This is a genomic window from Vreelandella azerica, assembly GCF_013112225.1.
Lineage (GTDB): Bacteria > Pseudomonadota > Gammaproteobacteria > Pseudomonadales > Halomonadaceae > Vreelandella > Vreelandella azerica.
Window position 1 is genome coordinate 1 of record NZ_JABFHI010000008.1, and the last position, 26,622, is coordinate 26,622.

Sequence of the window (26,622 nt, forward strand, 5' to 3'; positions counted from 1 at the left end):
TCTATATCTTTTTAAATATTGTTATTAATAGTGGGGATAGAAATTGTGGATAACACCATATAAGTTATTATATTCAGATATTTGAAATGATAAAAAAACTGTGGATAAGCAGTGCTTAAGCGGTAGTTTAGCTGTGACGAAAGCGTGGATAAATGAAGGTTTAGCATTATTTCAGGTTTTTTCCCCAGCTCATCCAAAGGGCTCAAGCCATAGCAGTAGAAGGTTATCCACAGAAGTGTCGGAGATGATACTTGTGTGGATAACTTGGTTCTGGGGCGCTACAATATCCGGCCGTTTTCAACCGATGGTGAGTTGAGTGTCTCTCGCGCTTTGGCAGCAATGCCTCGATTATCTGCAGGACGAGCTGAATTCGCAGCAGTTCAATACTTGGATACGTCCTCTTCAGGCCGAAGAAGGCGAGTCCAATGAGCTGTGTCTTTTAGCGCCTAACCGTTTTGTACGTGATTGGGTAAATGATAAATATGCCAAACGAATCAGTGAGTTGGTCAGAGAGCTCTCACCGGCAAAGCCTCCCAAGGTAAGCCTGACAGTCGGTAGCCGCCGCGTGGCTGCTCCTGCACCGCAGCCACGTCAGCTGGGAACCCCGTTTCAGCCTCAGCCAACAGGTCGCCGTCACCGGCTGTCAGTACACCTTCACGCACTCATATGAACGATGATCGTGAAATTGATCAACTGCGTGAGGAATCTGCGTCTAAACGCTCCGGTGAGCGTCAGGTGCAGGTCGAAGGCAGTCTGAAACACACCAGCGGACTTAATCCTAACTTCACTTTTGAAACCTTCGTTGAAGGTAAATCCAACCAATTGGCGCGGGCTGCATCACGTCAGGTATCAGAAAACCCCGGTGGGGCTTATAACCCGTTGTTTTTATATGGTGGTGTGGGGTTGGGTAAGACCCACTTGATGCATGCGGTGGGCAATGCGCTGGCAGAGCGACGGGAAAATGCGCGCGTGGTGTATTTGCACTCAGAGCGTTTTGTAGCGGATATGGTAAAAGCCCTGCAATTGAATGCCATCAATGATTTCAAGCGTTTTTACCGTAGTGTTGATGCCCTGTTGATTGATGATATTCAATTCTTTGCTGGTAAGGAGCGTTCTCAGGAAGAGTTTTTCCATACGTTTAATGCCCTGCTAGAAGGTGGGCAGCAGATGATCCTTACCTCTGACCGCTATCCGAAAGAGATCAGTGGCGTTGAAGAGCGTTTGAAATCACGTTTTGGTTGGGGGCTGACGGTGGCGATTGAACCACCTGAACTTGAAACCCGCGTGGCTATTCTGATGAAGAAAGCCGATCAATCCAAAGTGGATCTTCCCCATGATGCGGCGTTCTTTATTGCCCAGAAAATTCGCTCCAACGTCCGCGAGTTGGAAGGCGCCCTGAAAAAGTGATTGCCGACTCCCACTTCATGGGCAAACCCATCACTCAGGATTTCATTCGTGAGTCGCTGAAAGACCTCTTGGCCCTGCAGGATAAGCAGGTGGGTGTGGATAATATTCAGCGTACAGTGGCAGAATATTACAAGATCAAGGTCGCTGATCTGCTTTCCAAAAGGCGTTCACGTTCTGTTGCAAGGCCGCGTCAGGTGGCAATGGCACTTGCCAAAGAGCTTACCAATCACAGCTTGCCAGAGATTGGCGACGCCTTTGGTGGACGTGACCACACCACTGTGTTGCACGCCTGCCGCAAGGTAAAAGCCCTGCAGGAAGAAAATGCGGATATTCGTGAGGACTACAAGAATCTGTTGCGTCTGCTGACCAGCTAATTACCGACTAATCTGGAGCGTTGATGAAATTTTCCATTTCCCGAGAGGCGTTGCTGCGTCCACTGACACTGGTAGCCGGCGTGGTCGAACGTCGGCAAACGCTACCTGTGCTCTCGAATGTACTGATTGAAATTGAAGGCGACCAGGTCGCCTTGACCGGCACAGACCTTGAGGTTGAACTGATAGGACGCACGGTTGCCTGCGCTGTAGAGCAGGAAGGAGCCGCTACTGTCCCTGCCCGTAAGTTGATGGATATCTGTAAATCGCTGCCCGAACAGGCAGAGATTCAGCTGGCCGTTGAAGAGGGTCGTGCGGTATTACGTAGTGGTCGTTCGCGCTTTACACTTTCTACACTTCCCGCCGCTGAATTTCCGAGTATCGAAGAAGCTGAAGGGGGCAGGACTTAAGCGTCCCTAGGGGAACGCTCAAGCACCTGATCGACTCGACGGCGTTTGCCATGGCCCAGCAGGATGTACGCTACTATCTGAACGGCCTGTTACTGGAAATTCAGACCAACCTGCTGCGCGCTGTCGCCACTGACGGGCACCGTCTGGCAATGTGTTCACGTTCAGTAGAGGTTGTTGTTGAGCAATCACAAAAGTTGATTGTGCCGCGTAAAGGTATTCTCGAGTTATCTCGCCTGCTGGATGACAGCGACGAACCAGTCAGCTTGACGTTAGGCTCAACCCATGTGCGTGTACATACCGGTGACTTCACCTTTACGTCCAAGTTGATTGATGGCAAGTTTCCTGATTATGAACGGGTTGTGCCGCGTAACGGCGACAAGGTATTGCTTGCTGAGCGCGCTGATCTGCGCCAGATGCTGTCGCGTACAGCCATTCTGTCCAACGAGAAATATCGGGGCGTGCGGCTCTATCTGGAACCCGGCAACCTCAAGGTCATGGCAAATAACCCTGAGCAGGAAGAAGCTGAGGAAAATATTGCGGTTGAATACAATGGCGCCGCGATGGAAATCGGTTTTAATGTCGGTTATCTCGTCGACGTGCTCTCGGTGTTGAATGAAGATCGCATGCAAATGACGCTGGCAAATTCCAATAGCAGTGCTTTAATGGAAGAGCCTGGTGGTGGTGATGCCTTGTATGTTGTTATGCCAATGCGGTTGTAGTGGCTGGTGTGACGGCTTTTTCTGCCAGTATTGTATGTCTGATCAGGTGGCGCCACTCTTTCCCGGTGGCTGCCGTCCATGTTTTTATATCCGTGAATAGCACCTCGACAGGGTTGCGTCTCCAATGAGCATCCAACAGCTCAATTTTCATGGGATACGAAACCTCCAACCAACTCAGGTCTCTCCCTCAAGCCGCATCAATATTATTAGCGGTGCCAATGGAAGCGGTAAAACCAGCTTGCTTGAAGGCATTCATATTCTTGGATTGGGGCGTTCATTTCGTACCCGTCAATTAAAGAATGTTATTCAGCAGGGTGCCTCCGAGATGACGCTGTTCGCAAGGCTTGATGATGAGCAAGCCACCACTCTGGGTGTCCGTCGTCTACGTGAACAGCGCGAATTGGAGCTGCGTATTAAAAGCCAAAAGCAGGTTCGTCTGGTCGAGCTTGCTGAAATGATGCCGCTGCAATTAATTAATCCGGATGCTTTTCGTCTGCTTGAAGGCCCACCTTCGGGGCGTAGGGAGTTTCTGGACTGGGGAGTGTTTCACGTGAAACATGAGTTTTTCAGCGTCTGGAAGCGGGCAAGGCGGGCGCTGAAACATCGGAATGCTCTTCTCAGGCGTGGTAGAATATCCCCTGCTGAGATTGAGGTATGGGAACAGGAACTGGCAAATAGCGGTGAAAGAATCGACCAGCAACGCCGAGAATGGTTTAGTAACTTCTTACCAGTGTTTGAAGAAACGTTGCAATCATTATTATCGCTACAAGGGCTGACGCTTCACTATGCGCGAGGCTGGGATAAGAATCGCCCCTTGGCGGACGTCTTGGCAGCAAGCCGTGCAACGGATGAGCAGATGGGGTTTACTCAACAAGGCCCGCAGCGCGCTGACCTGAGAATTAAGGTCAACAAGCAGCCAGCTGTTGAGGTGCTTTCCAGAGGTCAGCAAAAACTGGTAGTAAGTGCCTTAAAACTGGCACAAGGCCGATTTCTAGAAAGCACAGCTAACAGACATTGCGTGTATCTGATTGATGACTTGCCAGCTGAGCTGGATGAACAGCATCGCCAGCGGTTTTGTCACCTTCTTGAATCTATTCAATGTCAGGCTTTTATAACGAGCGTCGAACCAACCGCCTTACAGAGTCGATGGCTTTCCGGTACTGAAGTGAAGATGTTTCACGTGAAACATGTTGAGCAGGATGGGGAGTGCAGCCACTGTTAAGTCAGTTAAAAGAAACTGGGCAGTGAGCTTTGCAAGAGTCGTGCAACACTAAGCAAAAAGTGGTACCAGGCGGGTAGGCGATACGGACAAGACAGACTTCACGATGGAGTGGTCAATGAGCGAGCAGGCTTACGATTCATCAAGTATCAAAGTGCTCAAGGGGCTGGACGCAGTTCGCAAACGTCCAGGGATGTATATCGGCGACACAGATGACGGAACAGGGCTGCACCATATGGTGTTCGAGTTGGTGGATAACTCCATCGATGAAGCCTTGGCGGGTCACTGCAGCGAAATTCGCGTTATTATCCACCCCGATGAATCTATCAGCGTTAGCGATAATGGGCGTGGCATACCCACCGAGCTGCATGAAGAAAGAGGGTGTGTCAGCCGCAGAAGTCATTATGACGGTGCTTCACGCCGGTGGTAAATTTGATGATAACTCCTACAAGGTCTCGGGTGGTCTGCACGGCGTTGGGGTGTCGGTTGTCAACGCACTCTCATCTGAATTACGCCTGACGATCTGGCGTCAGGGAGAAGTTTTCGAACAGATCTATCAGCACGGTGTGCCTCAGGCGCCGCTTTCCGTTGTGGGTAAAACGGAGCAAGGTGGTACCAAGGTGCATTTCCGGCCTTCACCGGATACGTTTGCCAATATCGAGTTTCACTACGACATACTCGCCAAGCGTTTGCGTGAACTGTCATTCCTGAATTCAGGTGTTGCCATTCGGTTGACGGATGAGCGTAGTGGTAAAGAAGAGCTTTTCCACTATGAAGGCGGCCTTAAAGCTTTTGTTGACCACCTTAATAGTAAAAAGACTGTGCTCAACCCAGTGTTCCATTTCAATGCCGTGCGCGAAGATGGTGTTGAGGTGGAGGTTGCTATGCAGTGGAGCGATACCTTTACCGAGAATATTTTCTGCTACACCAATAATATTCCTCAGCGCGATGGGGGAACCCACTTGGCAGGTTTTCGTGCTGCATTAACGCGCACGCTGAACCACTATATTGAAGCAGAAGGTCTGCTCAAGAAATCCAAGGTGAACACCTCTGGTGATGATGCGCGTGAAGGCTTGACGGCGATTATTTCCGTCAAGGTGCCTGACCCCAAGTTCTCATCACAGACCAAAGAAAAACTGGTATCCAGTGAAGTTAAAACAGCTGTCGAGCAGGAAATGGGTCGGTTGTTTTCTGAGTACCTGATTGAAAAGCCTAACGAAGCCAAGTCCATCGTTAACAAGATGTTGGATGCAGCCCGCGCTCGTGAAGCCGCGCGTAAAGCGCGCGATATGACGCGTAGAAAAGGCGCCCTGGATATCGCAGGTTTGCCGGGCAAGTTGGCTGACTGTCAAGAAAAGGATCCCAGTTTTTCTGAACTCTATCTGGTAGAGGGTGATTCTGCTGGAGGGAGTGCCAAGCAGGGACGTGACCGCCGGACACAGGCAATATTGCCGCTGAAGGGTAAAATCCTCAACGTCGAAAAGGCACGTTTTGATAAGATGCTGTCTTCAGCTGAAGTGGGAACACTGATTACGGCGTTAGGCTGTGGCATTGGACGGGAGGAATTTAATCCGGACAAGCTGCGCTACCACTCCATTATTATCATGACCGACGCGGACGTAGACGGCTCACATATCCGTACCCTGTTGCTGACGTTTTTCTTCCGGCAAATGCCAGAGCTGATTGAACGTGGCCATGTGTTTATTGCCCAGCCGCCGCTGTATAAAATCAAGCGTGGCAAGCAGGAGCTTTACCTTAAAGATGAACAGGCCATGGTGGACTACCTGACATCTACTGCGTTAGATGGCGCTCGCCTGTATGTTAATGCGGATGCGCCTGGCATTGCCGGTTCTCAGCTAGAAGCTCTGGTCACCCAATATCGTGGTGTGATGAAACGTATTGATCGCCTGTCACGGGTTTACCCCATTGAGGTGCTTAAGCAGGTGGTGCATGCATCTGGGCTTATGGGTGAAGAAAGCCTGAAAGATAACCTGACCATGCAAAACTGGATTGCAGAATTGCAGAAAGCCATGGACGATCAGGTTGCTTATGAAGGTGGGCCCCGCTACCACTTTCACCTGAAGGAAGATACTGAGCGCGGTCTCTATCTGCCGACCGTGTCTTTGCTTGCTCATGGTGTAACCACGGATTATATGTGGGGGTTGGATTTCTTCGAAAGCGCTGATTATCGCGCTATGGTAGCGTTAGGTGAGACCCTTAAGGGTTTGCTGGAAGAAGGCGCCTACATTGCTCGCGGCGAGCGTCAGAAGCCCGTCAAGCAGTTTGCTGATGTATTGGGTTGGCTGATGCAGGAAGGGCAGCGGGGGCTTTCTGTGCAACGTTATAAAGGGTTGGGCGAAATGAACCCGGATCAGCTGTGGGAAACCACGATGGACCCAGACAGCCGCCGCATGCTCAGGGTGACTATTGAGGATGCTGTTGCCGCCGATATGATGTTCAATACTCTGATGGGCGATGACGTTGAGCCACGGCGCGACTTTATTGAAACCAACGCGCTTGTTGCTAACCTTGATATATAATCGGTAATGAAACTGATAAAGCAGACGATGTTTCACGTGAAACATCGCCTGCCTCTCTAATCTAAATTTTTTAATCTAAAAGAGATTAAGCTATTAAAACGCCGCTGAACCATTGAGTTCAGCGGCGTTTTGCGTTTATCCATGAGGGGTAAGTAACCAGTCAGCAAAGGCCGCCAGATCATCAAAGATTTTTGCTTGCTCCAAGCCTTGTGCTTTTTCTTCCGTGGGTCTGCCTTTGCCTGTTCTAACCAATACAGGCAGGCAACCTTGGGACTCGCCTGCCTGTAAATCGCGCAAACTGTCTCCGACCATCCAGCTGCCTTTCAATGATGCCAGACCAAGCTGTTGCTGAATTTCAAGCAGCAAACCTGGCAAGGGCTTGCGGCATTGGCAGTGGTCGTCAGGCCCGTGAGGGCAGTAAGCGATATGAGCAATTTTTCCGCCGGCACTTTCCACCAGGTGATTCAGCTGCTGGTGCATGGCAGTAAGGGTATCTTCCTCGAAATAACCCCGGGCAAGACCTGACTGGTTAGTGGCTACGGCTAGCGTGAAGCCGTTCTGATAAAGACGTGCAATGGCCTTAATGGCTGAAGGGTAGGGTATCCATTCATCCAGAGTTTTTATGTACTGATCGGAATCCTGGTTAATGACACCATCCCGGTCGAGAATGATCAGTTTTTGCGCAGAAATCGACATGGCGTAGCTCAGTGTTTCACGTGAAACATCGTCAGTGAGTAAGACATAAAAAACCCGGCATAGCCGGGTTTTCGATTAGCATATATAAACTTCATGCGTCCGCGTATTACTGAGGAAGTTCAGAAATATCGGCAACTTCAAGGAATAACGCCTGCAGGCTGGCCAACAATGCCAGGCGATTGTTACGCACGTCAGTGTCATCTGCCATCACCATTACTTGATCAAAGAAGTCATCAATCGGCTGGCGTAGTGTTGCCAAGGTGTCGAGAGCTTCCATGTAATGACCACCTGCAAACAGCGGAGCAACACTTTCCCGCCGATTGGTAATTTCATGGTAAAGATTCTTTTCAGCCTCTTCACTCAACAGGCTGGCATCTACCTGGGCGCCACCATCATGGGACTGCTTGGTTAAGATATTGGAAACACGCTTGTTGGCAGCGGCGAGGGCGGCTGCTTCTTCACGCTGGGCAAAGGCTTTTACCGCACGCAGGCGGCGGGCAAAATCCAGGGGCTTGGTAATCGGACGGGCACGAACAGCAAGGTACATTTCAGCGCTGATGCCTTCTTCCTGACCCCAGGCGCGGAAGCGATCCATTACATAGGTCAGCACATTCTCTACCAAGCCATCTGTTTTAGGTAGGTCACGATGTTGCTCAGTGGCACAAGCCAACAGCTCACGCAAATCCAGATTCAGCTCTCCCTTGATCAGGATGTTGAGCACACCTATGGAGGCGCGGCGCAGAGCGAAGGGGTCTTTGGCGCCGGTCGGGCGTTGGCCAATCCCAAAAATGCCTACCAGGGTATCCAGACGGTCAGCAAGCGCCAGCGCCTTGCCGGTCGCGGTATGTGGAATATCATCGGCGGCAAAGCGGGGCAGATACTGTTCTTCCAGCGCCGTTGCGACTTCATGGGGTTCGCCATCCTGTTTGGCATAATAGTGGCCCATGATGCCCTGCAGTTCAGGGAATTCCAGCACCATTTCAGTGACCAGGTCACACTTGGCAAGTTCGGCGGCGCGTTGGGCCAAAGCCGGATCACCGCCAATCTGATTGGCAATCAGTTGGGCAATGGCGCTTGTACGGCGTGCCTTATCCGCCAGGGTGCCCAGTTTCTGCTGGAACACAACGCTTTCCAGCATGGGAATGCGGCTGGCCAGGGTGCGCTTACGGTCTGTTTCGTAGAAGAAGGCAGCATCGGCCAGGCGGGGCCGAATGACCTTTTCGTTGCCCTGGATGACCTGATCCGGATCCTGGCTTTCGATGTTGGAAATGGTGATAAACAGCGGCTTTAGCTGGCCGCTGTCATCTACCAGATGGAAGTATTTCTGGTTGGCTTTCATCGAAGAAATCAGGCATTCGGCAGGCACTTCCAGGAAACGCTCATCGAAGCTGCCTGTCAGGGCGACAGGCCACTCTACCAGGCCACTGACCTCTGCCAGCAGTGACTCGTCAATCACGGCGGTTGCTTCCTGAACTTCCGCCTCAGACAGCACCTGCTCACGAATACGCTCGCGGCGCTTGTCACGGTCGGCCAGTACATAAGCGTCTTCAAGCGCTACCAGGTAGTCATCTGCATGAGCCAACTGGATGGCATCCGGGGCGTGGAAGCGGTGGCCGAAGGTGGTGCGGCTAGCTTCTAGGCCCAAGGCTTCAGCGGCAATGACATCGCTGCCATACAGGGCGACCAGCCAGTGAACCGGGCGGGAGAACTCAACCCGTGAGGCGCCCCAGCGCATGTTTTTGGGCACGGGTAGCCCGCCAATGGCCTTGCGCACAATCTCGGGCAGCAAGGCCTGAATGGTCTCACCGGCTTGCTGTTCGTGATAACCCAGCCAGGTACCTTTATCGGTTTCCAAGTGGATCAGTTGATCAACCGTAACACCGCAGGAACGGGCAAAGCCCTCAGCGGCCTTGGTAGGTTGACCATCCTTGAAGGCAGCGGCCAGGGCTGGCCCGCGACGTTCCACGTTACGGTCCGGCTGTTTATCGGCCAGCTCGCGCACCTGGACGGCCAGGCGGCGCGGGGTGGCATAGGCGGTGACGTTATCAAAGGTGACACCGGCGTCTTCCAGGCCGCGCTGAATGCCATTGGCAAAGGCATCTGACAGCGTATCCAGCGCCGAGGGCGGAAGCTCTTCTGCGCCGAGTTCCAATAGAAGCGTATTAACAGCCATTATGCGTCTCCCTGATCGGCCAAGAGTTCACGCCGTAAGGCCTCTGGCGCCATTGGGAAACCTTCGGCTTTGCGTGAGTCATAATAAGAATGGGCAACATTGCGAGCCATGGTACGTACTCGCAGGATAAAGCGTTGACGCTCGGTCACTGAGATGGCGTGACGGGCGTCCAGCAGGTTGAAAGTATGAGACGCTTTCAGCACCTGTTCGTAAGCGGGCAGCGGTAGCTTGGCATCAAGCAGCTTGCCGCACTCCTGCTCCTGATGGTCAAATGCCTTGAACAGTTGCTCAACGTCGGCATGTTCGAAATTGTAGGTGGATTGCTCGCGCTCGTTTTGAAGGTAAACGTCGCCATAGGTGACCTTGGTGCCATCCGGTGCGACGGTCCACACCAGGTCATAGACGCTGTCCACGTCCTGCAAGTACATGGCAATCCGCTCGATACCGTAGGTCAGCTCACCGGTGACCGGGAAACACTCAATGCCACCTGCCTGCTGGAAATAGGTAAACTGTGTGACTTCCATACCATTCAGCCAGATTTCCCAGCCCAGACCCCAGGCGCCGAGAGTAGGGGATTCCCAGTTGTCTTCGACAAAGCGGATATCATGCACCAGGGGTCAAGCCCCAGGCGCTTCAACGAGCCCAGGTAAAGCTCCTGGAAATTGGCCGGTGAAGGCTTCATTACCACCTGAAACTGGTAGTAATGCTGCAGGCGGTTCGGGTTTTCGCCATAGCGGCCATCGGTGGGGCGGCGTGATGGCTGAACATAGGCTGCATTCCAGGTTTCAGGACCAATGGAGCGCAGAAAAGTGGCCGGATGAAAGGTACCCGCGCCAACTTCCATATCCAGTGGCTGTAGCACAACACAACCTTGCTCTGCCCAATATTGCTGCAGGGCAAGGATTAATCCTTGAAAGGTCGACACATCAGGTGCCGCGCTTGGGGTTGAATCACTCATCGGGAAAAGCACCATTGGCCATGAATTCACAGAGCGTCAAGTATACAATCACAAGCAGGCAGGTTATAGGCGCATCGGCTATCCCGAGACAATGCCCAGATAAAATGCGCACACCCTATAGGTTAAGGAGAGAGTGATGATCGTCGTGACAGGCGGTGCCGGTTTTATTGGCGCCAATATCGTAAAAGCACTGAATGCGCGTGGGCACACAGATGTCATGGTGGTGGACGACTTACGCGACGGTACCAAATTTGTCAACCTGGCCGATTGCACCCTGGCGGATTATCTGGATAAGGAGGATTTTATCCGGCGCATCAAGGCGGGTCTGCGCGGCGAGGTTACTCGGCTTCCGCATATTGAAGCCATCTTCCACGAAGGCGCCTGTTCGGACACCACCGAATGGGATGGTCGCTTTATGTTGGAAAATAACTATCAGTACTCCAAAGTGCTGTTGGATTATTGCGAACAGCACGGCATTCCCTTGCTTTATGCGTCTTCTGCCGCGACCTATGGGGGCAGTAGCGTTTTCAGGGAAATGCCTGAGTATGAAAAACCGCTGAATGTGTATGGGTACTCAAAACTACTTTTTGACCAGCACGTACGCTTGCGCTGGAATTCTCTGACCACCCAGGTAGTCGGGTTCCGCTACTTTAATGTGTATGGCCCCCGGGAGCAGCACAAAGGCAAGATGGCCAGTGTGGCTTACCACAATCACCTGCAAGTGCGTCACGGTGAAACCCTTAAGCTGTTCGGTGCCTACGACGGTTACGAAGCCGGTATGCAAAGCCGTGACTTTGTCTATGTGGGTGATGTGGTCGACGTCAATCTGTGGTTCCTTGATCACCCGGAAAAGTCCGGCATTTTCAACCTGGGTACCGGGCGTGCCGAACCCTTCAAGGCGATTGGCGAAGCGGTGATCGACTATTATGGTAAGGGCGAGATACGCTATATCGACTTCCCCGAAGAACTGAAAGGGCGCTACCAGAGCTATACCCAGGCAGATATCAGCCAACTGCGTGAATCGGGCTGTGATGTTGAGTTCAAAACGGTTGCCGAAGGAGTGGCGGCCTATCTGGAGTGGCTGAATGAATGAGTCCGCCAAGCGGCTACTGGTGATTGGCCCTTCCTGGGTGGGGGACATGGTCATGGCCCAGAGCCTGTTTATCACCCTGAAACAGCGTAACCCTGAAGCCATGCTGGGCGTGGTGGCACCGGCCTGGTCCCAGCCGATTCTGGCGCGCATGCCGGAAGTGGATGAGGTGTTGCCATTGGGCGTTGGTCATGGCGAGTTCGGTATCAAAACGCGTCGGGAGCTGGCCGGGAAGCTTAAAGGACGTTACGACCGCGCCATTGTGCTGCCGCGCTCATGGAAAGCAGCTCTGGTGCCATTTCTGGCGCGTATTCCTGAGCGTGTCGGCTTTCTTGGCGAGCAGCGCTATGGTTTGCTGAAAGAGCGCCGCAAACTCGATAAACAGGTGCTTGACCAGACGGTGAAGCGTTTTGTATCGCTAGGCTTGTCAGAAGACGAAGCCAGTACGGGGCAGTTTGCCATTCCACGCCCCCGCCTGATGATTGATCGCGATAATCTGGTCAATCTACGCATTGCCCACCAGCTGTCTTCCCGGCCAGCAATCGGCCTGATGCCAGGCGCCGAGTACGGCCCCGCCAAGCAGTGGCCGCTAGCCTATTTTCATCAGCTGGCTGAGCGCCTAGTAAGTGACGGCTATGAGGTACGTATCTTCGGTGGCCCCAAGGATCAGGATGACGGTGATGTGATTGCCCAAGGGTTGCTGCATACCCATAATCTGTGTGGCAAGACGGGCCTGGCGGATGCCGTTGATCTGTTGGCGGATTGTGGCCAGGTGGTGACCAACGATTCGGGGTTAATGCACGTTGCCGCTGCAGTAGGTACTCGGGTACATGCTGTCTACGGTTCTTCATCACCTGCCTACACGCCACCCTTGACCGCCAACGCACAGATTCACTATCTAGCGCTGGAATGCTCTCCCTGCTTTCAGCGTGAATGCCCGCTGGGCCACATGAATTGCCTGAATAAACTGGATGTCGAGGGTGTCTATGCGGCGATCAGGTCAACGCCACGTCCACTGAAACTCAATGCGCAATAGGGTGTTCTTCTGGAGTGTCCTGCGGGGTCTCGAGTATTTGTGACTCTGTATTCGGGAGGTTCTCGGGTTTTGAAGTTCGCTGAGGAGCCAACCCCTCCCAAAGGCGTTGCTGCAACTTGCTTTCCGCATGTAAACGCTCATTAATAGCTGCAACACCATGGCGCTCTACCAAGGTGTCCGCATCGCTGAGCAGAGAAACCCCCAGGCCTGACCGTGAGTTGTGTGGCGTATAGCCAAGCGCGTCTAGCAGGGTTGGAAAAACATCCATGGTCGAAGCGCTGCGCGTGATGCGCTGTGGCGCTTGATCGCTACCCAGCAGAATAAAGGTATTGTCTCGATCCAGAGTTGTCAGCTCATCCCATACAGAAACGCGCATGGTGAGGTGGTCACTGAGAATCGCCACCACGGTATTCTCAAGCAGGCCACGCTCTTCCAGTCGTTCGATAAGGTCGCGCGCCAGCCAGGCTGAGCACTCCACTGAATACAGAATATCGATCTCATCCCATTCGCCTTGCCGCTCAACGCAGCGCTGGGCTGGATACCCGTTGGGCGCATGACCGGTAATACTCAGGTTAACGACCCCCAGGGGCTATCCGATTGGCTGTCCAGGCGCTCGATTTCATCCAGTGTCAAGTCGTAGAGAGTGTCATCATAAAGCCCCCAGTCGTTGACGTATTCGGGGTCTTCCAGGTGCTTCTGAAGGGTCTGTAGGCCGTAGACATGTTTGAACCCATGATCGCGATAAAAGCGTCCTTTACCGGCGAACTCGGTACTGGCGCCGCCCAGAAAGCTCAGCCGATAGCCCTGCGCACTGAGCAGGTCACCCAGGCATTCTACGCCTGGTACCACGGATGAAAGAGGCTCAAACTGGCGGTCATGCAAGCCCAGCAGGCATCAAGGGAGCGCCGCACTGGCTGGCAATCATACCGGCCATAGTCCAGCCGGTATTATCAAGCTGCTTAACACCTTCAAATACCAGGCCTTGTTCGCCAAGATGGTCGAGATCTGCGTAGGCATCACCAAAGTCAGGATGACTGTAGGTGCGCTCAATGCTTTCCAGATACAGCACCAGCAGGTTGGGAGGCGAGGGTTGGGGTGAAATATCAGGTGCGATATAACGCCTGTCCAACCAGCCATGATCATCCGCGACCACTACCGCGCTGCGCTGCCCCAGGCTGTAAAGCAGGGGGTTAGTGGCCACCAATAATACGGCGAGGAAAGGCTCCGAGCGTCGCCAGCGCCAGTCATTGCGTGTCAGCCAGGTGATAGAGATCAGCATTGCCAGCATGGTCAGGGTGTAAAGAACCGCCGCCACTAGCCGCCCGGAACCGCCGTGGTCTTCCATGCCTGCCTGAAGGTGGTAAAAACCGCTCCGATATCAACATTACCGAAACTGTCAGCCAGGTAAATGTACAAGCCCCAAAAGCACAGTGGTAGCAAGGACCAGGGGGTTAGCTTGCGATAGCGGCGATAGCGTGGCTGCCCGCTACCTAGGTGGCGGCCCAGCCAGACAAAGGCGATGGCTACAAACGCAAACGACCACCAGGGAAGCCGGGTCAATATGGCAATCGCATAGCCCAGCCCGACACCGATAATGACGAGTGGTAACCAGGTACCAGGCGGTGGAAGCTTGAATCGGGGCATGGGGCTCCTACACAACAGAGATTTAGAGGTCTGCCCAGCGCCAGGCAATGCTTTCTCACGGCGCTGTTGTTGAATACAGTTAAAGCTTATCATGAGAAAGAGTCAGGTGGGCGATGGCGGGTGCTTGCAGCCTTGACGATCCAGTCGCCAACAAGGCGCTGGATAGCACCCAAAGCAACCAAAAGATCTGGTTATCACTAAAAGGACGTTTGCCTTGAATGTATTGAATCCCACAGTGAATAGCGTGCAGAAAAAAAAACTTGTCACTCGCACCACTAACCTGGCTATCTTTCTGTTACCGGCATTAGCGTTAATAGTACCTAGCGGTTACTCACTAGGAGCCTTGATCTTGCTGGTGGCAGGTAGCAGTTTGATAGTAAGTCGCTCGCTACCCACGTTATCGCGGCAGGACAGCTTGATTGTTTTAGTTCTATTAGCGTTTTCAGCAGTGGGAGTTATTGAAGCGATTCTAGATAATCAAGGTATTAGCGGTATAGACAAGCCATTAAGGTTTGTTTTTGCAATACCAGCACTCATCTGGTTAATAAAATACCCGCCGAAAGTGGGCTTCTTGTGGAGCGGCATGGCAACAGGAGGCGTCCTGGCCGCCAGTGTTGCCCTATGGCAAAGGGTGTTTGAAAATATGGAAAGGGCGCAAGGCTATACCCATCCCATTCAGTTCGGCAATCTGAGTATGCTGATGGGCGTCCTGTGTCTGGCCGGGGTGGGGTGGGCTGCTGCCCAACCGCGTTACCGAAGTGTCTGGTTAGTTATCCTGTTGGCGGGTGCTCTTGGCGGTGTGCTGGGGTCGCTGTTATCCGGTAGCCGAGGAGGATGGGTGGGGTTGCCACTGGTGCTATGGGTGTTCTATCGCGGTTATGGGCGCCATCTTGGCATGCGCTTGAAAGTGGCACTATTAGCGCTGTTGCTGGCAGGCGCCGCCACCGTCTATGCGGCTCCCCATCTAGGAGTACAGTCGCGGGTTAATGAAGCGGTCAGTGATGTACACCAATATATCAGCGGTGAGAGCCGATCCACATCGGTGGGCGCGCGCTTTGAAATGTGGCGCGGTGCCATCATGTTGATTGCTGAGAAGCCGCTGACGGGGTGGGGCAGCCAAGGCTACGCTGAAGCTATGCATGCACTGGGTGAAAATGGAGTGATTGATCCTTATGCGGCGCAATTTGAGCACGCCCATAATGAATTTATTGATGCCCAGGCCAAACGCGGGCTAGCCGGTATTGTAGTATTGTTGGCGTTATACCTGATACCTATGCGGCTTTTTTATCAGGGGTTTGAAGCACCTATAGGGCAAAGGGCGGTTGCAGTGGCCGGGGTATTATTGCCTGTGACCTATATGGATTTCGGTCTGACCCAGGCATTTCTGACTCATAATAGCGGCATCATGATGTATGCCTTCCTGCTTGCTGTGCTATGGGGAAGCTATCGCCATCAGCAACCGTTGAGGGTTATTCAATAAATGTCTAACCGTGCTCTTTTGAGGGAGTGTCAGTGTCTTTGCTCGCCGTGTGTTTCAAGGCATAACACTTGGCGTATTTCCAGAACACGCCGTTGGCATTGGCTGTGGCAATGACCATGCCGCGCCAGCCATCAAGAAAGCCACGTTTGAACAGGTAAGTTCTGATAAAGGCAAACAGGGCTTTCAAGATGATCAAGGGGAAAGAGTAGGCTTTCATCTTGCCAGAAGCTGCCCTGATGGAAGAGTAGCGGTTAATCTTTTCGAGAAACTGGCCAAGGTCAGTGACTGCCAGATGCAGGATCTTGCCCGGCAGGGCCGTCATATCTGCCTGTGCATCTAGCGCTACTGACTCATGCACCATGGCATCATTAAAGTTATAGGTACGGCGGTTGAAGAGCCGTATCAACCAGTCGTTACCCCAACCGGAATGGCGCACCGGGCGCCCAAGCATCCAGTTCTCTCGCAATAATTTGGCGACCTGATTGGGCTTGGCGTCAGATACCCACTTGTATATGGCGTCAATAAGCGCGCTGTCAGGAGCTTCATCGGCATCAAGAGACAGAATCCAGTCATGTTTTGCCAGTGTTACCGCGTGATGTTTGGTGGGCCCGAATCCTAGAAACTCCCCTTGATGGAGGGTGACATTGGGGAATTCGCTGGCGAGCTCACAGGTACCATCGGTAGAGCCATTGTCATAGATGACGATATCATCGAAATTTCTAACAGCGTCCAGCGTCCGCCGCAGGGTTGCCTGGGCATTGCGGGTAATAATGACAACACTGATACCAGTCGGCATGGTGAAAAGCTCTCTACGCTAGCAACGTGCAAATACATTATCATACCCTTGCATAAACTCACGATATTAGGATGAGCGTCTTTTGCATATTATCCATGTCAACCTGGCGAAAGGGTTTCGAGGCGGTGAGCGCCAGACAGTGCTATTGATTCAGGCGCTGGAAAACCTGGTCGCTTCTCAGACGCTGGTGTGTCGGCGCGATTCGCCACTGCGTGAAGCCCTGAGTGCTGTGAAGGGGCTACGCTTTGCGACTGCCAACCACCAGCTGGCAGGGCATATGAGCGTCGGCAGTGGGGCTGTGGTGCATGCCCATGAGGCAAAAGCGGTGCATTGGGCCTGGTTGCACAAGCGCCTTTATCGCACGCCCTATATCATTACGCGTCGTGTGGATACACCGATTCGCGATAAATGGAGCAATCGCCGCTTTTATGCCGATGCGGATTGCTGCGTGGCGATTTCCCAGGCGATTCGCCATTTGCTGGATCGCTGGAGCGAGCGTGCTGTGCCTGTTATCCCCAGTGCAATGTCAGGTTTCGCCCCGGATAAAAGTGTGGCTCAGGCTTATCGTGAGCGTTATTCCGGTCATCTTATTATTGGCCATGTGGGTGCTTTGGTAGACCGCCATAAAGGTCAGCGAATTGTATTAGAGGCGGCAAAAGCGCTGCATTATAGCCACCCCGATCTGCGCTTTGTGTTTTTTGGCCGTGGAGCTGACGAGGCGAGGCTGCGAGAAGAAAGCGCCACGCTTGATAATGTGATCTGGGAAGGCTTCAAAAAAGATATAGGTAACTATCTGCCAGCGTTTGATCTGTTCGTTTTCCCGTCGCGCAACGAGGGGTTAGGGTCGGTGTTATTGGATGTCATGCATGCCCAGGTGCCGATTATCGCCACTAATGTTGGAGGCATTCCCGACTTGATCAAGCCCAATGAAACCGGCGTGCTGATTGCCCCGGAAGATGGTTTGGCACTGGCGGCAGCGATTGTTGATCTGGTTGAGCAGCCTGAAAAACGCCGCCGCCTGGCGCAGAATGCCTATGCGGATCTGGAGCGTTATACGCCCCAGGCAATGGCGCAGGCCTATCTGGCTATTTATCAACGTCTGTGTACTTAACGTCAGGACTGAGAGAGTTGCTTTGTTAAAAGACAAATGGAAAAAGAATCGTCATAAACTGGCTTTCTATCTTAAGGGTTTTGGCGAAACTGGCCTGCCTAGGCGTTATTATATCGACCAGAAAATACGTTGGTTTAAGCAATTTGAAATAGAGCGCTCACAAAGTGACATCGACGATATTCAGCGGCGGGTTAACTATTACAATCAGTGGCAGAAGACAGCCCCTTTAACCTCAGGGGCACAAAGGGCAAGTGATTTCAGCAAAGGCAAAAGCTGGGCCTATTACATTGATATGAAAAAATATCTGCTTGCTTTTGATCCGGCCATGCGGTTTTTTTATCAACCAGGTGATATCAGAACCGTGCCAGTTGAGCCAACCTTTCTGAAAAGCCGCCCGATCAGCGATGACAACCAAACCTCGGTGTTACTCAAGCTGAACAGGATAAGGCACTATTTCTTTGTTCAAGATCACCAGCCGTTTGAACACAAAAAAAATCGGCTGGTCTGGCGGGGGCCTGCCACCGTGAACATCGCCAGGACTTCGTCAAACGCTTTTATTGCCACCCTTTGTGCGATGTGGGCGATAGCCATGAAAAATTCAGCCACGAAGCCTGGCACAAAGGTTTTCTGAGTATTTCCCAGCAGCTTGATTATAAATTTATTCTCAGCATCGAAGGCAATGATGTTGCCACTAACCTGAAATGGGTGATGGCCTCTAATTCGCTATGTTTCATGACGAAGCCAAAATTTGAAACCTGGTTCATGGAAGGTGCTCTGGTGCCGGGCTATCACTATGTGTTGTTGGCCGACGACTACAGCGATCTGGATGAAAAAGTACAGTACTACATTGATCACCCGGGTCAGGCCAACGCGATTATTCGCAACGCTAACAACTATGTTAAACCTTTTCTGGATGCGCCCAGAGAGCACCTTATCGGGCTCCTGGTCATGCAGAAGTATTTTGAGAAAACCGGACAAGTGGCGCCCCTCGGGTTGGGGCTATGGGAATAGAGTCAGGCTTGATCGGTATGGACACCTTTCGGTTTAAGGGTGGACGGAGGTGTCAAGCGCCTTTATATCGCTATTTTTAAATTTCATGGTGGTGGTAATGTTTCGCTATTCATTAAAATTAAAAAAATCTTTATCTGTTAAGTAGTTATGCAAAAGTTATCGTGTTATCTACGCCATAACCGTTACAGACGCCTTTCACCGCCTGACAGAGCCTATCGAAAGAGCTATAGGCCGTCAGTGGTAACCAGCGATATTTGATTTCACGCCAAAGAATTTCGATCAGATTCAACTCAGGCGAGTATGGCGACAGATAAATCAGGTGAATACGGTGGGTCATCCAATCAATGATTTTCCGTCGAAATGCCTTGGAGTGATGCATTTTGGCATTGTCTAGCACAACAACAGCGAAGGCATCAGGATCTTTCTGTGCTGCAAATTGGTCAAACGCCTCTATAACCGTTTCACTATTCACCGTGTCCATTGTCATATGATGAAAGAACATCCCTTTTCTGGATAAAAACCTAATACATTCAATCTCTTGCTATGAGAGTAAGCAGTGACTTCCCAGGGTTGCCCTATTGGGCTCCATGCATAAGGCAGTGATGAAGACTGCGAAAATCCAGTTTCATCAAAGAAGTAAAGATCACAGGTGCCGCTGTCTTCCCATTCTTTCAATGCGTTGATCAGGCCTTGCGTATTGCGGAAATCTGTCTCGTCACGCCGTGCCTTCAGCGAGTAGCGAACACGTTTACAACTGTTACCGTTTTTTTTAGAGCACGACGTAGGGTATCTCGACTGACCACTTTCCCGGTTTTTTCTTGAAACTTGGCATGCAGCACCGGCAACTGATGAGGATGATCTTCAACAAGCTGCTGCAATAACGCTATCTCGCCATCATTGAGAAGGTTTGGCCGCCCGTCGCGGGGTTTGTCTTGCAGACCGTCAATACCGTCTGCTTCCCACTGGGATAGCCATGTCGATACCGTATCGCGCTTGACCCCGAGAATGTCACGAATTTGATTGATCGTGTGCCCTTTATGGCTCAATAAGATGGCATGAGCGCGACGGCGTAAGGCTCGCTTTTCACCGTACTGATAAGCGTTATTTACAATGCGCTGTTGGTCTGGTGTCAAAGAGATGAAGCGTAACGGCTTGGACATGATGTATCTCCTCGTTGAGTTACATCTTTATACCCTATAATTATTGCATAGGCACTTATTACAGCAGCTACGCCTGGTGCTTTTAGAATATTTGTTATTATATTTTCTACATATTTTATTGCTAAAGAAGAGGTGGTGGCTTTTTCTTCGCAATACACGCTAGCTGCATTTTTTGTTATGGTTTGTGGCATCGGTTTTTCTACGATGCTCGTTAAAAGAATGGCGGAAGATAGCGGTGCTAATTTTTTAAACTACTCTTTGTCAGCCATTTTTATTGGTGGTGCGGTTGCTTTTATTGGTCTTTATTTAGTTTCATTTTTTTAATTGTTCCGAATTTTTTCTCATTGCTTTTGCTAGTTATTTCTACATCGGTATATCAGGTATTTAGAAATTATCTTATTTTTAAAAGAGATTTTTATCGCTTGTTAGTGAACGATGTTGTTATAGGTCTGTTGTTTGTTTCTTTTATCCTGAGCTTTTATATTATTTATAATAAAATTAATAGCTCTGCTGTTTTTGTTATCTTGTCTTTTTCATATTTAATATCGCTATGCATTGTTTTTTTCTGGCATTTTAATCATGTTAGCGATTTTCTCAGTAAGGGTAGTTTAACTCTGATATCTAAGGATGAAACAGTCTCAAGCTTGGTAGTAGGGATGTCTAATGCAGCAAGCGGAGGTGTAAGTTTTATTCTCCCCTCTTTTTTGCTGCTTTAGGTGGCGGTGAGATCGCAGTTGTTGCTTCCATTGCGGCCTTAGTTTTTAGTTCTATCTCAGCGGTTCCGAGGGGAGTGATCAATAATGGCACTGCTGCTTTATCTAAAATGATTTTGGCGAATCATTTTGATGATAAGTTTGTATTAAGTCTGCGCCGAAAAGTGAAAATAATCATCGCTACGCTATTCCCATCTTTAACGCTATTTATTTTTATTTATTTGTATTTTTTTGTCAATATTAATGATTTTTTTGCATCGGCTGTTTTCGTAGCCGCTTTGGGGTTTTATATTGCAACCGCCCAGTTGGGTGTTGTTGAGTCCGTTATGATTAATTTATGTGGGTATGAGCGACAAGCATTTTATTTTAACGTCATTGTTTTTTTGGGGATCATGGGAGTGTTTGTGGCGCTTAATATTTTGCCGACTATGCAAGATGCATTTTTTACTATTTACCTTTTGCCAGCCATTCTAGGGATAGTTAACATTTGTAGAATGATTTGGTATCGGCAGTTGATGAATCGTTATTTTCGAGAGTGATAGGGTAGGGAACGTGTTCCTACGAACAGGGTGCCGTTTCCCGCCCCCCGAACATAGGGCCCGCATTCCCTTCCCGTAGCAAGCCGCCCACTATGTCGCCAGTTTCGGCAATAGAGGTGATCAGCGGGGAATAGATGCGGGTACCCGAGTAGCCGCTGCCGCCCTGGTGCCCAAAGACCTCAATGGGCCAACCATCAATATCAAGCGTCAAGGGTGCATCGTTTGTGTAAGACGTGACGATGGACAAGCTGTTCAATTGCCAGATCGCTAATCGTAATAGCCCTTCATGCACCGTGTCGATATTTTCAGGACGGTTCACATGAACAGAGCCGTTGCAGGTCGGTTTCCAGGGAGGTAGTCTTTCACCCATGGCGAATGGTTCTCTTGGATCAGGTTCTTGCTGGAACGTGCTGATTTTTATAGAGAACACCATTCGCCATCTTTATTTTCAGGCCTGTGCCGTGAATAAGGCAGGAATAAAGTGTGACCGCTATGCGGTAAGTGGAGAGCAGTAATGACGGGGGATAGAATGGATTTACGAGTTAAAGAGAATTCAAATCCGGATGATATGTTGCTGGTTGACTTCGTGGTGTTGCTACTAAAACAGTGGAAAATCATGCTTACAAGTGTGGTTTGCATTATACTCTTAACACTGGCTGCGTTATGGCTGAAGCCAGTAAAATATGGGTTTGTCACGACGTATACGATTGCTTCTTATGAGACACTGGAAGGAAATCGTGTGGGGCTTGAAGAACCCGAAGAGGTCATCGCAAAACTAGATAATACCTTTATTGACAAGCAGCATAGGCGGTTATTGCAAGATGATGAAATCGCTGATATTACTTTTGAAGTCGAAGTATCTAACCCTCGAAACACCCTGTCGCTTCTAATAAGTAGCGATGCGGATACAGCATATCAGCCTGTTGTTGAGCAGTTCCACGAGGGCCTAATTGCCTCCATTCAGGAAGATCAGCATCAGCTGGTTGAAGGCGTAACAGAGAGACTGAATGCTCAGTACGAAGCTTACTCTCAAGCATTAGAAGCAGCACGTAAGTCAAACAGTGAAGCCGCAGGTGAGCTACAGGTTTCTTTTTTTGAGGATATGCTTCAGCTTGATCGTCGTATTGAGAGTATTAACCCCGGAGGCCCTACCCAGTTAGCATTACAATCGCTTAAGCCAAACGGTATTGGTAAGACGTTTATCTTAGCGATTGGCGTAATAGTAGCTTTGCTAGTGGCACCATTAGTGGCGGTGTTTAGTATTTTTGTAAAACAAGTAGCTATCGCTTATCGGCGTGCCAAGTAATCAAAGGCATTTGAAGCGCTTAGTGCATGCCGGAGGCTTCCATGGATCTCAAGCTTAAACAGTGCATCAATATCTTGCTGCTGTGTTTTCTCATAGTATGGCCTGTTGTTGATACGGTGAATGGTTATTTTTACTACCATAACGTGACAATACCGAGCATTTCCGCACCCTACAAAGCACTAGGCTTTATTGGGCTGATGGTCGCGTTGTTGATTTATCATGTAAGGCTGTTTATATACGCGCTTTTATGCGCTCTATTGATCACCTTGTGTCTTTTCTACCAGGTGTTTATTTATGGACATGCCGTCGAGAGCATCACATGGGCTGTGAGGGGGCTGCTGACTCTAGCGCTGTTGTTTTATTTGATAGGCGAAGCTAAACATCCAAGCGATTTTTGGAATAATCGAAAAATTGCGTGGCTGATGTTTTTTTACTTTTTCATCATGTCGATGAACGTTACGCTAGGTGTGTTTGGTGTGGGAGAGTCTCAATATGCCGGGGAATTGGCGGTAAAGGCTTCATTATCGCAGGTAATGAAATGAGCTACCTCATGCTTGCTTCCGCCAGCATTGTGTTACTTCGGTTTGCGGAGACAAAAAGCGCTTGGTTACTAGCTGGTGTGTTTGGTGTGTTTCTGCTGTTTTTCCTAATGAAAGCCACTAAAGTGGCAATGTTAGGTATCTGTCTAATATTCGTATTTTCTCTTATACATAACGGTTACTTTAAAATCAGGCGCATCCCTGCTGTATATACGTTGGGTTTGATAGGCATGGCGGCGGTCATCGTACTTGGCTATCAGTTCATACAGGCGACTGGGTTACTTGACCGGATGCTTTTCCTACAGCAACTACACGGTGGTTTTTGGGGGCACTACTCAGTGGTCGTCTCTCTTTTCTCAATGAAGCGATTGATCTTGTGATCGTGCCTTTTGGATTCATGGATGTGTTGTTTGGAGTGGGGGTAGATCAGCTGCTCAGTATTCGAGGGTCTCTGGTCGAAATAGATATTGTCGATGTGTTTATCACTTTTGGCGTGCTGGGCGGCGTGTTCTTTTATTTGCCCTGGCTGCTAAGAGCCATTTGGGCAGTTCAACTGTTACAGCATCAGCCACGATACGGGATTAGTTTTTTGCTGCTGATTTTTACCGTCTTAGGAGTGAGCGTGGCAGCAGGGCATGTGGTGAATTCAGGTATCGCTTCGAGCGCTACCGCATTGTTGGTGGGGTACCTCTATAAACTAAAATATGATCAGCTGACATTCAGGGAGGAAGTATGAAAATTCTGTTAGTGGGATCTTTCGGAGGTCACTTCATACAGCTACAGCGGCTTTATGGGCAAATAGCAGAGAGTGTCGATCACGACAACGTCTCGTTTACCTTTGCTAGCACTGAGCAGGGCTTAATAGTAAACGGAACCCCTGCCCTTTTTGCCCCAATGTACACCGTGGAAGTCGCATAAAGGACCTGATCTCTGCTGTCCGTAAGACGTATGCCGTGTTGAAAATTGCTAAGCCAGATGCCGTCATTTCTACAGGCGCGCTGCCTGGCTTGCTACTCTGCTTTATCGCTAAGCTTATGGGCAAACAAGTGATCTGGGTCGATAGCATGGCCAACTACCAGCAGCTCTCCTTTTCTGGAAAGATAGCGCGGCTTTTTTGCGATATCTGTCTCACCCAGTGGGAGCATTTAGCTGCTAATGACAAGCGCGTCAGCTACTGGGGGAAAGTCCTATGATTTTTATCACTGTGGGCACCCAGTTGCCGTTTGACCGCTTGTTGGAAACCTTTGCAGAATGGCACGATAGCCGTGGCTACGAAGGAGAGGTAGTCGCACAGGTAGGTGAAAGTAGTGAGTTTACCCACCCAGATATGAACGTATTCAAAACGCTCTCCAGTGACGAATATTACAAATGGTTTTGCCAAGCCCAAGGTATTTTTTCGCATGCAGGAATGGGCAGTATTTTATCGTGCCTAGATCATGGTAAGCGAGGCGTGTTTTTACCGCGCCAATACGCGTTAGCCGAACACCGTAATGATCATCAGCTGGATACCGCCAAGGCCTTTACGGGCCGGTTCCCAATACTCTCGTTTTGCTCAGATAAGCAGGCATTTTTTACCGCGCTTGATGAACTGATAAACCCTAATGCGGCCTACCAGCTTCCAGGCCAGGAAAGCCAAGATAATGAACTGGGGCGTCATATTGCTGAGCATCTTGGTATTAAGGGCCGCAAGCCATGAAACAGCTGCTTTTATGGACCAACCTTTACCCTACAAAGAAAGCTCCCCACTACGGCACCTTTGTAAAATCGACTGAGCAAGCCTGGCGTCAGGCGCTGGGCAACGAAAACGTTCAGCTTGTCGCGATTCGTGAAAAGCCTACCGGCAAATTCAGCAAGATTAGGCTATATGTGGGTTTGCTTACCCGGTGCGCCCGTTCGTTACGCAATAAACCCGCAGGAACTCTGTTGGAAGTTCACTACCCGGTATATTTTTTGCCATTGCTGTATTTGCTATCACTCGTTAAGCCCAAACATTTTTATTTGGTGCTTCGCTTTCATGGTACCGATCTCGTACAAATCACGAGTTCTCGGCTATTTCGTTCTTGTTTTCATCGGTTAAAGTATAATATAGATCTGTGTGTGGCACCCTCAGAACATTTTCGCCACCAGATCAGCACACATTTGGACTTTTCCTTATCACGCATTGTTAAAGTGTACCCTGATAGCGTAGGGGAACACTTCGTGGCACAATCGAATGCTTCATCAGTGACGCAGTCGAACATGTTTACCGTAGGCTGCGTGTCACGCCTTGAGCCGGGTAAAAACTGCCAATCGCTGCTGGAAGCATTTGCTAAGCTCGCTATCCCGAATAAGCGCTTAATTTTGGTTGGAGAGGGTTCTCAGCGAACTGCGCTGGAAAGGGCAGCAGAACAATTAGGTATTGCATCCTCAACTACATTCACTGGGGCGCTTCCTAGAGAACAGTTGCCAACCGTTTTGACGGATTTCTCCGTGTTTGTATTTCCATCGGTAAGCGAGAGCTTCGGTTTGGTCGCTGTAGAGGCCCTGGCCTGCGGGATTCCCGTAATTGCGAACGCAAAGCTGCATGCATCGAAGGAGTATATTCAAGAGGGCAAGAACGGCTTCTTTTATGAGGATGGCGTAGAGGGCTTAGTCGCAGCAATCGAAGCGTTTTATGCCCAGCCTGAAGATATACGCGCTTTTCTCAGTGAGCAGGCGAGCAAGGTGCGCCAACAATTTAGTGACCAGCAAGTATTCTCCCAGGGGGTGAATACTATTTTGAGAAAGCAGCAAAGCGATTGAACATGTTGATGATTCGATGCATAAAGGAAGGCCGCAATGGGTAAGCCAAAAACTATGACGTTTTCGGAGCGTTTCCCACCACAGGTGGTATTTCCCTTTTTTGATGTACTTGCCATTTTTGCTGGCGGTTGGTTAGCGAACTGGGTGCGGTTCAGTTCGCTTCATCCCCACGAGCGCTATGTGCTCGCCCTTATTTGTATTGGCCTTCTGGTGCTAGTGATTAATAGCATGTCCGGTAGTTACCGCCGTTGGCGAATTACGCCGGTAGAGCAAATGTTGGGCAAGCTACTGTTAGTTTGGGCTGCAGTAGGGGTCGCTGCTGCATCGTTGATCTTTTCTCGCATTCCGCTGACCGCTATTCACGGTTATGGATTGGCTTAACTCTGGTGATATCGTTTTTATTCGCAGGAGGTGCACGCATACTGGTGCAGCTTGGCTTAAAGCACGTGCGTTTACGGGGTGGAGCAAGGCGGCCTGTTTTCTTGATTGGCCCGGCCACCAACGTACTCAGCGTTGCAGAAGGTATTCGCAGTGTCGCCTGGGAAGGGCACACCATCGCGGGTGTCGAACGTATTAAAGGTAAAGTTAGCGATGAGTGTATCGAGCGTATTGTCCAGCGAATTAGCCGCTCTAAGGCACGCGAAGTTTGGATCTGCGTACCCTTTGAAATGGGTCAAACGGTTCGTGCTCTGTTTTATGCACTCCGCAACCACACGGCAGAAGTACGCTTTATTCCCGCGTTTGAAGATATGCATTTACTTAACCACCGCATGAGTGAGGTGGCTGGACACTATGCTATAGACCTAAGTGTGTCACCTATGAGCGGTATGTCTCGCTTTGTGAAGCGTAGCGAAGATATCATTATTGGCTCACTTATTGAAGTGGACCCCAAAATTTGGACAGGTGCCTAAGCTATGATTCAT

Annotated in this window: 28 protein-coding genes and 5 pseudogenes; 22 read left to right on the forward strand and 11 right to left on the reverse strand. The window is 50.4% G+C overall.

What is annotated here, in order from left to right; translation table 11 throughout:
- Window positions 1-316: 316 nt before the first annotated feature.
- The 5 genes and pseudogenes from dnaA to HLB35_RS14755 all read left to right on the forward strand — a co-directional run bounded on the left by dnaA (window position 317) and on the right by HLB35_RS14755 (window position 6,666).
- A pseudogene (gene dnaA / locus HLB35_RS14740) lies at window positions 317-1,781 on the forward strand (chromosomal replication initiator protein DnaA).
- Between the two features lie 23 nt (window positions 1,782-1,804).
- Window positions 1,805-2,907: pseudogene (gene dnaN, locus HLB35_RS14745) on the forward strand (DNA polymerase III subunit beta).
- A gap of 124 nt (window positions 2,908-3,031) precedes the next feature.
- Window positions 3,032-4,129 carry a DNA replication/repair protein RecF gene (recF, locus tag HLB35_RS14750; protein WP_171703166.1) on the forward strand — a complete coding sequence of 366 codons (1,098 nt, stop codon included), beginning with the start codon at window positions 3,032-3,034 and terminating at the stop codon, window positions 4,127-4,129.
- Window positions 4,130-4,244: 115 nt separating this feature from the next.
- Window positions 4,245-4,556 (forward strand): ATP-binding protein, encoded by a 312-nt coding sequence (locus HLB35_RS19015; RefSeq protein WP_235937261.1) that lies wholly within the window; start codon window positions 4,245-4,247, stop codon window positions 4,554-4,556.
- Window positions 4,531-6,666, forward strand: a complete 2,136-nt coding sequence (locus HLB35_RS14755; protein ID WP_235937262.1) for a DNA gyrase subunit B — start codon at window positions 4,531-4,533, stop codon at window positions 6,664-6,666. Before HLB35_RS19015 ends, HLB35_RS14755 begins: the two co-directional genes overlap by 26 nt.
- 135 nt (window positions 6,667-6,801) lie before the next feature.
- Here the strand turns inward: HLB35_RS14755 and gmhB are convergent, their stop codons facing one another.
- The 3 genes and pseudogenes from gmhB to glyQ form a co-directional block, all read right to left on the reverse strand.
- Window positions 6,802-7,362: a D-glycero-beta-D-manno-heptose 1,7-bisphosphate 7-phosphatase gene (gmhB, locus tag HLB35_RS14760; protein ID WP_171703167.1), complete on the reverse strand. Its 561-nt coding sequence runs from the start codon at window positions 7,360-7,362 to the stop codon at window positions 6,802-6,804.
- A gap of 106 nt (window positions 7,363-7,468) precedes the next feature.
- On the reverse strand, window positions 7,469-9,535 hold the full coding sequence (glyS, locus tag HLB35_RS14765; RefSeq protein ID WP_171703168.1) for a glycine--tRNA ligase subunit beta: 2,067 nt from the start codon (window positions 9,533-9,535) through the stop codon (window positions 7,469-7,471).
- Window positions 9,535-10,493, reverse strand: a pseudogene (glyQ, locus tag HLB35_RS14770) (glycine--tRNA ligase subunit alpha). The gene glyS and the pseudogene glyQ overlap by 1 nt, the downstream one beginning before the upstream one ends.
- Window positions 10,494-10,629: 136 nt before the next feature.
- On the opposite strand from glyQ, the gene rfaD reads away from it, so the two are divergent.
- Window positions 10,630-11,586 (forward strand): ADP-glyceromanno-heptose 6-epimerase, encoded by a 957-nt coding sequence (rfaD, locus tag HLB35_RS14775; protein WP_171703169.1) that lies wholly within the window; start codon window positions 10,630-10,632, stop codon window positions 11,584-11,586.
- A complete protein-coding gene (gene waaF, locus HLB35_RS14780) occupies window positions 11,579-12,619 on the forward strand; it encodes a lipopolysaccharide heptosyltransferase II (RefSeq protein ID WP_171703170.1) in 1,041 nt (346 codons plus the stop codon). Before rfaD ends, waaF begins: the two co-directional genes overlap by 8 nt.
- Here the strand turns inward: waaF and HLB35_RS18585 are convergent.
- From HLB35_RS18585 to HLB35_RS18600, 4 genes are all read right to left on the reverse strand, one after another.
- Entirely contained in the window at window positions 12,606-13,097 is a 492-nt protein-coding gene (locus HLB35_RS18585) for a sulfatase-like hydrolase/transferase (RefSeq protein WP_328732168.1), read from the reverse strand. The two genes, waaF and HLB35_RS18585, sit on opposite strands and share 14 nt — an antisense overlap.
- A gap of 89 nt (window positions 13,098-13,186) precedes the next feature.
- Entirely contained in the window at window positions 13,187-13,468 is a 282-nt protein-coding gene (locus tag HLB35_RS18590; RefSeq protein WP_328732171.1) for a sulfatase-like hydrolase/transferase, read from the reverse strand.
- A 25-nt stretch (window positions 13,469-13,493) separates the two neighbouring features.
- A complete protein-coding gene (locus tag HLB35_RS18595; protein ID WP_328732173.1) occupies window positions 13,494-13,964 on the reverse strand; it encodes a hypothetical protein in 471 nt (156 codons plus the stop codon).
- Window positions 13,934-14,263, reverse strand: a complete 330-nt coding sequence (locus tag HLB35_RS18600; RefSeq protein WP_328732175.1) for a hypothetical protein — start codon at window positions 14,261-14,263, stop codon at window positions 13,934-13,936. The genes HLB35_RS18595 and HLB35_RS18600 overlap by 31 nt, the downstream gene beginning before the upstream one ends.
- A gap of 583 nt (window positions 14,264-14,846) precedes the next feature.
- Here HLB35_RS18600 and HLB35_RS14790 point away from each other — a divergent pair.
- Entirely contained in the window at window positions 14,847-15,743 is an 897-nt protein-coding gene (locus HLB35_RS14790) for an O-antigen ligase family protein (protein ID WP_328732177.1), read from the forward strand.
- A 4-nt stretch (window positions 15,744-15,747) separates the two neighbouring features.
- Here the strand turns inward: HLB35_RS14790 and HLB35_RS14795 are convergent, their stop codons facing one another.
- On the reverse strand, window positions 15,748-16,539 hold the full coding sequence (locus HLB35_RS14795) for a glycosyltransferase family 2 protein (protein ID WP_171703171.1): 792 nt from the start codon (window positions 16,537-16,539) through the stop codon (window positions 15,748-15,750).
- Window positions 16,540-16,621: 82 nt separating this feature from the next.
- On the opposite strand from HLB35_RS14795, the gene HLB35_RS14800 reads away from it, so the two are divergent.
- The 3 genes from HLB35_RS14800 to HLB35_RS17640 are packed head-to-tail and all read left to right on the forward strand — an operon-like array spanning window position 16,622 to window position 18,661.
- Window positions 16,622-17,650, forward strand: coding sequence for a glycosyltransferase family 4 protein (locus HLB35_RS14800; protein ID WP_171703172.1), 1,029 nt, complete (start codon window positions 16,622-16,624; stop codon window positions 17,648-17,650).
- Window positions 17,651-17,672: 22 nt separating this feature from the next.
- On the forward strand, window positions 17,673-18,281 hold the full coding sequence (locus HLB35_RS17635; RefSeq protein ID WP_235937263.1) for a hypothetical protein: 609 nt from the start codon (window positions 17,673-17,675) through the stop codon (window positions 18,279-18,281).
- Window positions 18,227-18,661: a glycosyl transferase family 90 gene (locus HLB35_RS17640; protein WP_328732180.1), complete on the forward strand. Its 435-nt coding sequence runs from the start codon at window positions 18,227-18,229 to the stop codon at window positions 18,659-18,661. The genes HLB35_RS17635 and HLB35_RS17640 overlap by 55 nt, the downstream gene beginning before the upstream one ends.
- Before the next feature lie 145 nt (window positions 18,662-18,806).
- On the opposite strand, the pseudogene HLB35_RS19020 reads toward HLB35_RS17640, so the two are convergent.
- Both HLB35_RS19020 and HLB35_RS19025 read right to left on the reverse strand, forming a co-directional pair.
- Window positions 18,807-19,336 (reverse strand): annotated as a pseudogene (locus HLB35_RS19020) (IS630 family transposase).
- A 53-nt stretch (window positions 19,337-19,389) separates the two neighbouring features.
- The gene (locus tag HLB35_RS19025; protein WP_171703276.1) at window positions 19,390-19,821 is read right to left on the reverse strand and encodes a helix-turn-helix domain-containing protein; all 432 of its coding nucleotides are present in this window, start codon (window positions 19,819-19,821) and stop codon (window positions 19,390-19,392) included.
- Between the two features lie 135 nt (window positions 19,822-19,956).
- Here HLB35_RS19025 and HLB35_RS14815 point away from each other — a divergent pair, with 135 nt between their 5' ends.
- Both HLB35_RS14815 and HLB35_RS14820 read left to right on the forward strand, forming a co-directional pair.
- Window positions 19,957-20,145: a hypothetical protein gene (locus HLB35_RS14815; protein WP_171703173.1), complete on the forward strand. Its 189-nt coding sequence runs from the start codon at window positions 19,957-19,959 to the stop codon at window positions 20,143-20,145.
- A 466-nt stretch (window positions 20,146-20,611) separates the two neighbouring features.
- Window positions 20,612-21,073 (forward strand): hypothetical protein, encoded by a 462-nt coding sequence (locus tag HLB35_RS14820; RefSeq protein ID WP_171703174.1) that lies wholly within the window; start codon window positions 20,612-20,614, stop codon window positions 21,071-21,073.
- A gap of 55 nt (window positions 21,074-21,128) precedes the next feature.
- Here the strand turns inward: HLB35_RS14820 and HLB35_RS14825 are convergent.
- Window positions 21,129-21,420 (reverse strand): annotated as a pseudogene (locus HLB35_RS14825) (IS1380 family transposase); the annotation flags it as partial.
- A 167-nt stretch (window positions 21,421-21,587) separates the two neighbouring features.
- Between HLB35_RS14825 and HLB35_RS14830 the strand changes: the two are divergent.
- The 9 genes from HLB35_RS14830 to HLB35_RS17670 all read left to right on the forward strand — a co-directional run bounded on the left by HLB35_RS14830 (window position 21,588) and on the right by HLB35_RS17670 (window position 26,610).
- Window positions 21,588-22,379, forward strand: coding sequence for a lipopolysaccharide biosynthesis protein (locus tag HLB35_RS14830; RefSeq protein ID WP_235937265.1), 792 nt, complete (start codon window positions 21,588-21,590; stop codon window positions 22,377-22,379).
- 41 nt (window positions 22,380-22,420) lie between these two features.
- Complete coding sequence (locus HLB35_RS17645; protein WP_235937266.1) at window positions 22,421-22,921, forward strand: hypothetical protein; 501 nt, start codon at window positions 22,421-22,423, stop codon at window positions 22,919-22,921.
- A gap of 8 nt (window positions 22,922-22,929) precedes the next feature.
- Complete coding sequence (locus tag HLB35_RS17650) at window positions 22,930-23,298, forward strand: hypothetical protein (RefSeq protein WP_235937267.1); 369 nt, start codon at window positions 22,930-22,932, stop codon at window positions 23,296-23,298.
- Window positions 23,241-23,654 carry a hypothetical protein gene (locus tag HLB35_RS17655; protein WP_235937268.1) on the forward strand — a complete coding sequence of 138 codons (414 nt, stop codon included), beginning with the start codon at window positions 23,241-23,243 and terminating at the stop codon, window positions 23,652-23,654. Before HLB35_RS17650 ends, HLB35_RS17655 begins: the two co-directional genes overlap by 58 nt.
- 217 nt (window positions 23,655-23,871) lie before the next feature.
- Window positions 23,872-24,111, forward strand: a complete 240-nt coding sequence (locus tag HLB35_RS17660; protein WP_328732186.1) for a hypothetical protein — start codon at window positions 23,872-23,874, stop codon at window positions 24,109-24,111.
- A gap of 23 nt (window positions 24,112-24,134) precedes the next feature.
- A complete protein-coding gene (locus HLB35_RS14845) occupies window positions 24,135-24,614 on the forward strand; it encodes a glycosyltransferase (RefSeq protein WP_235937269.1) in 480 nt (159 codons plus the stop codon).
- Window positions 24,611-25,699, forward strand: a complete 1,089-nt coding sequence (locus HLB35_RS14850; protein ID WP_171703176.1) for a glycosyltransferase family 4 protein — start codon at window positions 24,611-24,613, stop codon at window positions 25,697-25,699. The genes HLB35_RS14845 and HLB35_RS14850 overlap by 4 nt, the downstream gene beginning before the upstream one ends.
- A gap of 36 nt (window positions 25,700-25,735) precedes the next feature.
- The gene (locus HLB35_RS17665) at window positions 25,736-26,080 is read left to right on the forward strand and encodes a hypothetical protein (RefSeq protein WP_235937274.1); all 345 of its coding nucleotides are present in this window, start codon (window positions 25,736-25,738) and stop codon (window positions 26,078-26,080) included.
- Between the two features lie 5 nt (window positions 26,081-26,085).
- Window positions 26,086-26,610 carry a hypothetical protein gene (locus HLB35_RS17670; protein ID WP_328732188.1) on the forward strand — a complete coding sequence of 175 codons (525 nt, stop codon included), beginning with the start codon at window positions 26,086-26,088 and terminating at the stop codon, window positions 26,608-26,610.
- Window positions 26,611-26,622: the final 12 nt, after the last annotated feature.